The sequence below is a fragment of the Polynucleobacter sp. AP-Latsch-80-C2 genome (assembly GCF_018882185.1).
GTDB lineage: Bacteria > Pseudomonadota > Gammaproteobacteria > Burkholderiales > Burkholderiaceae > Polynucleobacter.
Genome location: NZ_JACVOY010000009.1, coordinates 113,941 through 120,238, shown reverse-complemented (window position 1 = coordinate 120,238; position 6,298 = coordinate 113,941). Strand labels below are relative to the sequence as shown.

Annotated in this window: 10 protein-coding genes; 9 read left to right on the top strand and 1 reads right to left on the bottom strand. The window is 43.4% G+C overall.

Annotated features, from left to right (window positions below; translation table 11 throughout):
* From ICN47_RS10545 to ICN47_RS10505, 9 genes are all read left to right on the top strand, one after another.
* Positions 1-794 (top strand): IS3 family transposase (locus ICN47_RS10545; protein ID WP_216219885.1); only part of this gene is annotated, 794 nt, incomplete at its 5' end.
* Between the two features lie 347 nt (positions 795-1,141).
* Positions 1,142-1,588, top strand: a complete 447-nt coding sequence (locus ICN47_RS10540) for a DUF6641 family protein (RefSeq protein WP_216219884.1) — start codon at positions 1,142-1,144, stop codon at positions 1,586-1,588.
* A 117-nt stretch (positions 1,589-1,705) separates the two neighbouring features.
* Positions 1,706-1,930 (top strand): DUF433 domain-containing protein, encoded by a 225-nt coding sequence (locus ICN47_RS10535; RefSeq protein ID WP_215317030.1) that lies wholly within the window; start codon positions 1,706-1,708, stop codon positions 1,928-1,930.
* Positions 1,927-2,277, top strand: a complete 351-nt coding sequence (locus tag ICN47_RS10530) for a DUF5615 family PIN-like protein (RefSeq protein ID WP_215317028.1) — start codon at positions 1,927-1,929, stop codon at positions 2,275-2,277. Before ICN47_RS10535 ends, ICN47_RS10530 begins: the two co-directional genes overlap by 4 nt.
* Positions 2,278-2,364: 87 nt before the next feature.
* Entirely contained in the window at positions 2,365-2,709 is a 345-nt protein-coding gene (locus ICN47_RS12995; RefSeq protein ID WP_252865964.1) for a hypothetical protein, read from the top strand.
* A gap of 466 nt (positions 2,710-3,175) precedes the next feature.
* Positions 3,176-3,535, top strand: coding sequence for a hypothetical protein (locus ICN47_RS10520; protein WP_216219883.1), 360 nt, complete (start codon positions 3,176-3,178; stop codon positions 3,533-3,535).
* A 106-nt stretch (positions 3,536-3,641) separates the two neighbouring features.
* Positions 3,642-4,328: a DUF3313 domain-containing protein gene (locus ICN47_RS10515; RefSeq protein WP_216219882.1), complete on the top strand. Its 687-nt coding sequence runs from the start codon at positions 3,642-3,644 to the stop codon at positions 4,326-4,328.
* Positions 4,329-4,333: 5 nt separating this feature from the next.
* The gene (locus tag ICN47_RS12885; RefSeq protein WP_216862659.1) at positions 4,334-4,591 is read left to right on the top strand and encodes an EF-hand domain-containing protein; all 258 of its coding nucleotides are present in this window, start codon (positions 4,334-4,336) and stop codon (positions 4,589-4,591) included.
* A 20-nt stretch (positions 4,592-4,611) separates the two neighbouring features.
* Positions 4,612-5,505 (top strand): alpha/beta fold hydrolase, encoded by an 894-nt coding sequence (locus ICN47_RS10505; RefSeq protein ID WP_216219881.1) that lies wholly within the window; start codon positions 4,612-4,614, stop codon positions 5,503-5,505.
* 4 nt (positions 5,506-5,509) lie between these two features.
* On the opposite strand, the gene ppk2 is transcribed toward ICN47_RS10505, so the two are convergent.
* Positions 5,510-6,292: a polyphosphate kinase 2 gene (ppk2, locus tag ICN47_RS10500; RefSeq protein ID WP_216219880.1), complete on the bottom strand. Its 783-nt coding sequence runs from the start codon at positions 6,290-6,292 to the stop codon at positions 5,510-5,512.
* Between the last annotated feature and the right edge of the window lie 6 nt (positions 6,293-6,298).

Here is a 6,298-nt window from a genome sequence, read left to right as displayed (position 1 = left end):
GCTATTACGCCTGGCTTAAAGAGCCACTCTCGTCTCGAGCGTGTGAGAACCAAATGATTGTGACCCAGATTAAGCAAGCGTGGCTGGCAAGCGGCACCATCTATGGTTATCGCAAGATCCATGATGACCTGCAAGATCTGGGGATTGCTTGTGGAGAGCAACGGGTGTATCGATTGATGAAGGCACAGGGCCTGCGTTCCCAAACAGGCTACAAGCGTAAACCACGGCACCATACTGGTAAGCCTCATGTGGCAGCCCCCAATCACTTGGGTCAGCAGTTTGATGTTTTAGAACCTAATGAGACCTGGGTAACGGACATTACTTATATCCGCACGCATGAGGGTTGGCTGTACTTGGCGGTGGTCTTGGATTTATTCTCCCGCCAGATTGTAGGCTGGTCGATGCAAGGTCAAATGGATAAGGAGTTGGTGGTCAGCGCCTTGCTGATGGCTTTATGGAAACGAAAACCCAAGCAGACAGTGATGATCCACTCGGATCAAGGCAGTCAATTTTCTAGTTACGAGTGGCAAGCGTTCTTAAAAGAACATAACCTCAAACAAAGCATGAGTCGGCGCGGAAACTGCTATGACAATGCCGTAGTGGAGAGCTTTTTCCAACTACTCAAGCGGGAGCGGATTAAACGTAAAACCTATGCCAGCAGAGCAAAAGCAAGAGAAGATATTTTTGATTACATCGAAATGTTTTACAACCCGGTTAGACGCCATAGTTACAACAATGGACTTTCTCCGGTAAGATTTGAAGAGCAGTACCAAGCGAGGTTGGGAAGTGTCTAAGATATTGGTAGCGATTCACTGTTGCTTTCGTAGCTTGGTTGCTAGAGGAGTAGATCCAAAAAGATGTTGCTTTGAGTTCAGTTGCAGATCTCAAAGAGATAGTCACTAAGTCGTGTTGCTAGTCAGAGCTACTCATTTGCCACTCGAGTAACTAGTAACTCACTACCAGTAACTTCTTTATCTATTTGCGACCGCACTTTGAAACACAGCAACTCGCAAAAGTATTTAGCTCTTGTTAAGAAAACCCATTAATTTCTGGCTCAAAATTAGCCAAAATAAAAAAGAGGTTGTCCAATTCCTTATTCCGAAAATAAATTGAAATGGCTCTTTCATTTATAGGAGGGAATATGAGCGCATTGACCGCATTAAAACTAGTGGCTCTCAAGAAGCCGGTTCATCAACCAGCGATTGTGATTCGAAGGAATAAACTTTCAAGTCGATTATGGGAGCAGATCCAGTTGGCTAAAGGGCAGATGTCGGGAACCCCTTTTGTACTAATGAAGTACAAGACCGTTAAAGATCGTGAAACAGGACTTCGTAAGCAAGTAGAGATGCCAAAGCGCATTAAGCCGTGGTGGTTTCAAACAGAGGAGGGCAAAGTCTGCGTTTCCATTAGATATGGAGCTTGCACAATTGAATTGGCCAAAGGCAAGCCCAGTATTCAAGTTGATAGTGCCGAGGACTTAATTAAGGCACTAGAAACAGTTAAGGTTGCTGTGGAAGCAGGGGATTTAGATCCCCAGATTGAGTTAGCGAGCTCTAGTCTTGGCAGTGGCTTTAAGAGGCAGCTATAAGGGGTCTTTAGAGCAATAGCAGTATTGCTCTAAAGAAAAGATGCTAATTTTTGGTCTAGCAGTATAAAATCTACCCATGCTTTAACAAGCCAAATTATGATGCGAAAGGAGATTCAAATGGCTAATTTAATCACTGTTGATCCGGTTATTTGCCATGGCAAGCCCTGTATTCGCGGCTTGCGTTACCCCGTAGAAAATGTTTTAGAGTGGCTGGCTAGCGGCATGAGTACCGAAGAGATTTTGGCTGACTATCCAGACCTTAACAAAGAAGATATTTTGGCGTCTCTTGCCTATGCTGCAAGATTAAGTCATGTTAAACGATTTGAGCGTTTGGTGGCATGAAGTTTTTAGTAGACGCCCAACTGCCAAAGCGATTTGTTGGTTGGTTGGAGGCTCAAGGACATGATGCTATTCATACCTCTGATCTACCTCTCAAAAATGCAACTCCAGATAAAGATGTCATTGCTTGCGCTATTAAAGAAGCTCGAGTTGTAGTCACCAAAGACGATGACTTTGTACAGGCTTTTTTGTTAAACGGCGAACCTGCTTTACTGTTAATTTCTACTGGCAATATATCCAATCGCAATTTAGAGAATCTGTTGCAAGCGAACTTATCTGCTGTTGCGAAAGCATTTGAGGACCATCGTTTTATAGAGATTACTAGTGATGGTTTGATTACGCATGAGTAGCTCAATTACTGATACCCATTTCACTCTAAAGGCGCATTAGGCGCCTTTAGTTTTAGTCAGTCAAAATAAGACTGGCTAAATACTTGCATGAACAAATATCAAGCTTATCTAAGGATCAAGGGTCAGCTAGTAAATACGGCTGTTTTTGCCACAAATCCAATTCACGCTAGATTAATCTTGCAATATCAATTTGGGATGGATAGTCTAGCTAGCACCCCATCCATTGTTACCCGTGAAAGCAGGGGGTATCAAATGATTGATGAGGTTATTTCTTCAATTAAAGCTAAGCCGCCGCAAACACCCGAGCAGGCTAGGGTGGCTAGCTTACAAAATCAGAAAGACGCTGCTAGTAAGGCATTAAAGGCAGAGCGTAATCGACAAAAGATTAAACGAGCCCAACAGCAGATTTCAGCTGCTCGTGCAAATATCTAGCCGCGTAGTTTTTTGCGCCGCTCGAAATTTCATCCCCTGCCTGATTTACGCTAAGCCCCATCAAAATAGCTAATGTGCAAAATCACACCAAAATGCGGTGGTTTTGCCAATCTTTGTGCTTTATAAGTTTCCTTGTTCGTGGGGACGAGAGGCATAGTAAAAATGGTTTGCCAAGGCTTGCTGTGGGGTCGCCCGATTTAGTGTCGGTTTAACCGACCCTCAGCCTGCAGATGCCACACACCACATAGTCAGTTCCACCTAAATCCGCAGATCTCGGTGTGTATCGAATACCTGATCTAGCTGGGCTTATGCCATTGTCTAAGCTATTGATTTAGCTCATTTTTAAAGCTTCTAAGGCGTAGGTCGCACGTTCGAATCGTGCTGGGCAGGCCAATACTCTCTTATGAGCACCAAACTTAAGTCCTGCATTCAACATCCTGACATCTGATTCCCATAGAATAGTTGGATGAAATTCTTCGCCTATTCCCCTTATTTAGCCTTAGCGATCTGCCTAGTGATTTCTGCGTGTTCTGTAGCAAAGCTAGAGGCGCGCCTAGAAGCGGACCCCCAATGCAAACCTATTATTAATCCGAAGACCGGGGCGCTATTGCCTTGCCCGGGATCTGATAAGGCCTTCTATGTGGCCGCAGGGTTGACCCCTGCAAAAGTAGAGGCTCCTAAAAATATTGATCCCAGGGAATTAACCTCAACTACAGCAACAATTAGTCCTGCTACTTACCAAAATGCAGGATCTTCATCCTCCGCAGAGTGTAAGACCAAAATTCATCAAAAGACAGGTGGAATATTGCCTTGTCCCTCTGACTAATATAAAAGACAGCGACGCTTGTATCCCCTTAGTAGAAATAGCCTTATAATGTTCTCTAACCATTTACCCCACAGCTAATTGAACATTTCATTAAACGGAATTTAATATGAAAAAAATCGGTCTTTATGCAGCAATTATTTCTTTTGCTGCCATCCTTGCTGCTTGTAGCAATACCCCAAAACTGGCATCGGAGCCAATGCCAAGATCTGGCTTCCTGCCAAACTATTCTCTCTTAGTTCCTACCTATACCATTGAAGCAGATACCCGTGTATGGCGCTATCGTAGAGAGGGTGTTAGTCCGGGTACTTATAACGCTGTTATTTTGGATCCAATTTATTTAAATCAGAATGCCACCACTCAGGTGAGCCCTGAATCCATTGCTAAAGCAAAAGCAGCTTTACAGGCATCTATGGTTGAGGCCGTTAATGCACGAGGCAATATTAAAATTGTTTCACAACCTGGTCCTGGTGTAGTGCGCGTTTCTGTAGGTATTACTGGTGCTGAAAGTTCTACAGATAGCTTGCAGCCTTGGAACTTCACACCGATTGGGCTTGCATTAAATGCTGCTGCCTTTGCGGGTGGTGTTAACTCAAAGACGCCTGCTTTAGTTGTAGAAAATAAGATTACAGATAGTAGAACTAATGAGATTCTTGGAGAAGGTTTGATTACCGTACAAGGGGAATCTTTTAGAACTGCCTCTGGCTCAGTAGATGCATTTGTAGCCATGGCTCAAAAAGCAGTGCGTGTAGCCTTAGAAGTTTCTGCTAATCCAACCCCAACTTCAGCTAAATAGTAGCTATGATCTCATTAGCGAAGAGCCTTTTTTATATAGTGATTGGATTATTTTTATGTGCATCAGCTCAAGCAGATAATTCAGCACGCAATAAAGAAATTGCTGACCGTTTTGCAATTTGTGACAAAAATCATGATGGCAGGCTCACTAAGGAAGAGGCTAAAGGATGCATGCCGCGTATTTATGAGCACTTTAGCTATCTCGATTCGGATGGCAAAGGTTATGTCACTATTCCCCAAATCCAGGCCGCAGCTGCAAGATAATTATCTTCGAGGTCCCATTAATGGCTGTGAATTTCCCTGGTTTTGAGCAAAAGAAAATAAGCATCCCATCAAATGATGGTGTCATTGAGATTGCTTACCAAATTGGTGGATCAGGTCCCGCCTTGTTATTGCTTCACGGTTTTCCCCAAACTAAAGCAATTTGGCATCAGGTTGCACCTGGCTTAGCGCAAGATTTCACGGTAGTTGCCGCTGATCTTCGTGGATATGGACAATCATCTAAACCACATGGCAAGGCAGATCATTCGACCTATTCCAAAAGATCTATGGCTGCTGATCAACATGCATTAATGAAGTCTCTAGGCTTTAATCAATTTTTCTTACTAGGCCATGATCGTGGCGGTAGAGTTTCACACCGCTTAGCAGCCGATTTTCCGGAAAGTGTTTTACGTTTGATGGTTCTTGATATATCTCCAACGCTGACGATGTATGAGAACACCACAATGCAATTTGCCAAAGGATACTGGCATTGGTTCTTTTTAATTCAACCTGAACCTGTGCCAGAAACCATGATTGGTGCAAATCCTGAGTATTGGCTAAAGAACCATATGGGTCGTCATGCAGGCACTGGAATATTTACCCTTGATAGATGGTCAGAATATCTTGCGGGAGCAAGTAATCCTCAGGGCATGCACGCTATGTGCGAAGACTATCGCGCTGCCGCTACTATCGACTTAGAACATGATCGATTCGACAGGGATTTAGGTAAGAAACTTGAGATGCCAGTTCGAGTGCTCTGGGGTGAGCATGGACTAGTCAATAAATGCTTTGATCCTATAAATGACTGGAAGAGGGTAGCTAATCAGGTCTCAGGTAAGACCTTGCCATGCGGCCACTATATTCCTGAAGAATTGCCCGGTGAGCTTATTGAAGACGCAAGAACATTTTTTAGTTAAAAATTTAAGGTGCTAGCTTTGGTAATTTTTTTCCCAGTGGCGGACAAGGCATCACCACATTTGAATCGATAGTTAATAAATTTGTATCGCGACCGGGGTATTTAATCCTTGATAGAAGGTCTCGGATCAAGTTTAAGTGCGTTGATTTTTTATCGTTAGCATCGATGACTGTCCAAGGTGCTGCTTTCGAACTAGTCTTTTTAAGCATTACATCTCGAGCCTGACTATAGTCATTCCATTTCTTTTGAGCTTGCTCATCAATTGGGCTAATTTTCCATTGCTTGAGAGGATCTGTTTCGCGAGATTTTAGGCGAGCCGCTTGTTCAGCTTTATTAATGTCTAAATAGTATTTAAATAATTGAATTCCAGAACCAATGATTAAGCTTTCGAATTCATTTACCGTATCAATAAATTGCTTGTATTGGGTATCGGTACAAAAGCCCATGACCTTTTCAACTCCAGCCCGGTTGTACCAGCTGCGGTTAAATATAACGATTTCTCCAGATGATGGTAGCTCCGCTATATAGCGCTGAAAATACCATTCGCCTTCCTCGCGTTCAGTTGGCTTACTCAGCGCAACAACATGGCTCTCTCGGGGACTTAAGTGCGCGACGATGCTTTTAATCGTCCCATCCTTGCCGGCAGTATCGCGACCCTCAAGGATAATTAAGAGTCGAGATCCGCTTGAAATGATTTGGCGCTGAAGTTTTACAAGTTCAATTTGTAGAAGTCGTAGCTTTGCATCATAGTCATTATCATGATTGCTTGGCTGTGATTTTTTACCCATGGGTAA